At 39.3% G+C, this 2,143-nt stretch carries 1 protein-coding gene and 2 pseudogenes; 1 reads left to right on the top strand and 2 read right to left on the bottom strand.

Annotation, left to right across the window (positions count from 1 at the left end):
• Positions 1 to 305: 305 nt before the first annotated feature.
• Positions 306 to 731, bottom strand: a pseudogene (locus tag H5202_RS21110) (M24 family metallopeptidase); the annotation flags it as partial.
• Positions 729 to 965: pseudogene (locus H5202_RS21115) on the bottom strand (hypothetical protein); the annotation flags it as partial. The pseudogenes H5202_RS21115 and H5202_RS21110, both read right to left, overlap by 3 nt.
• Before the next feature lie 417 nt (positions 966 to 1,382).
• On the opposite strand from H5202_RS21115, the gene H5202_RS21120 reads away from it, so the two are divergent.
• Entirely contained in the window at positions 1,383 to 2,039 is a 657-nt protein-coding gene (locus tag H5202_RS21120) for a class I SAM-dependent methyltransferase (protein ID WP_259397422.1), read from the top strand.
• Positions 2,040 to 2,143 lie beyond the last annotated feature (104 nt).

Consider the following 2,143-nt stretch of genomic DNA (forward strand, 5'->3'; position numbering starts at 1 on the left):
CCAAGGTTCCTTGCACATGCCCAGAATGCGGCCAAGAATTTGCTCGAGATACGTTAGTGAGAGGCGCACCAGCATTTAAAATGGTGGGAGGCAAAGTTACTTTTAAATAATGACATCCTGTAACGAGAAATGCTGGCCAACTAAGGAAGCTAATAACTTGTCTAATCAGTACTTAGCAGCCCTAGTTTACGTTAATTATCTACACTTTATTGGCTAACGGTGCAAGTTGCTGTAAACAACGAGACTGTTCCATTGTTGTATAAAAGAGTAACTATTTTTCCCAAACAAGTTTTAATCTATAAAGCTCAGCGAGACTGGGATTTAATCAGTAAAAAAGCTGTTTGTCTGCCATTTAAATACCACACTCCCGATCCGTCAAAAATGGCATCTTCTTCTAACATAATTCTGATTTCTTTTTTCCACGGCTCAATATAAACGGCATTGTTAAGCTCAATTGAATAGGCTGTATTGAGGTGTAATGGGTAGTCACCATCACCAGGAACCCCGTCTTGCGAATCCCACATTCCCAGTGTCGTACCTGCGGCATGGCCATGATAACCCAGCGGGTGAGTATAAATTGTGGGCGTTAATCCTTGTAAAATTGCACGTTCACGAGAGCGTTTTAATACTTGGTTACCAGTAAGACCTTCAGCAAATTGTCCGGTAAATACATCTTGTAGTTTATTGCCTGATAACAGCGCCTGTTGTAAATATTGTGGTGCTTCGCTTTCGCCTGCCACCATTTTAAATGCTGGTGCGCCTCTCACTAACGTATCTCGAGCAAATTCTTGGCCGCATTCTGGGCATGTGCAAGGAACCTTGGTGTTGTCTTCGACAATACGCTCCTTAAAGCATTTGATTAATGCGCCTTTACCTCCCTTACGATACTTAAACAATTGTGCTTTACACTTAGCGCAGAAAACATCGACGGTGCGTGAAGGGCCTTTTTTGTTAGGTTTTGCCATCTGTTATTTTACTTTAAAGTCTGTAAAGTGCTTTAGCCTATTGTAATGAAAAGTGTCGGGTTAGGCTAAAGTTAGCGATGCCTTTTATCATCCGGCCCTCTTGCTATTGGTGTAAGCTGTTATCCGTTAATGTTACTTACCAATAAATAGCTTAAGCCTCTTTTAATGCTTATCTTTATGACAGGCGGTTTAACATTAAGCAGCCTATTGGCACTCAAAAGTGCTTGGAGTGATAATCAAGTATGAAGATCGTGATTAAGGTTAAATTGACGAAACGGCTAATATAGGTACATATAGCGTCATATAAAATAGAAAATAGAAAATAGACGATACTGGTTAGATAAGGTTGTAATCATAATCGTAAATTAACACCCAATGCTTGCAGATGTTAGCCATGGTTTATATTGGGCTTTTGGCATGCAAATGTTAATTATTACAGAGGATTTACCTTTGAGCTTTTATGAAAACAACATCCTTCCACACATTATAAATTGCGCTTGTTCTTCAAGTGTCATCATGGAGCTTAGGCAAAAAGTTGTGCCTTTAGCTTATGGTAATGTTTTAGAGATTGGTATGGGTTCTGCTGTTAACATGGATTTATATAATCCTACAAAAGTTGACATGATATGGGGGCTTGAACCTTCACTTGGCATGCGTAAAAAAGCCATGAAAAATATAGCTAAATCACCGATTCATGTTGAATGGCTAAGTCTCCCTTGTGAAAGAATTGCGCTCGATGATCATTCGGTTGATTCAGTAGTATTAACTTACACTCTTTGCACTATTCCTGATTGGCGTGTCGCTATGCTGCAAATACACAGAGTATTAAAGACAGGTGGCAAAGTGTTTTTCTGTGAGCATGGCCAAGCTCCGGATGACTCAATTAAGAAATGGCAAAATCGTTTAAATCGCGTATGGGGTAACGCTTTTGGTGGCTGTAATTTAAATAGACCAATGATTGAAAACATACAAAGCTGCGGCTTTACTATTGATTGGTTTGAAAGTAATTACATAAAGGGAATGCCAAAGTTTGCATCTTATATTAGCGTTGGTGTGGCGACTAAAAACACCTAAATAAAAATCAGGCTGGGCCTGAATTTAGACCAACACTTAGATAATAAGTCCAGATCTAGGTAAGGGAAATGACAATATTCGTCCAATGTCATATCGAACTTGTC

This window comes from Shewanella sp. SG41-4 (genome assembly GCF_014164505.1).
Lineage (GTDB): Bacteria > Pseudomonadota > Gammaproteobacteria > Enterobacterales > Shewanellaceae > Shewanella.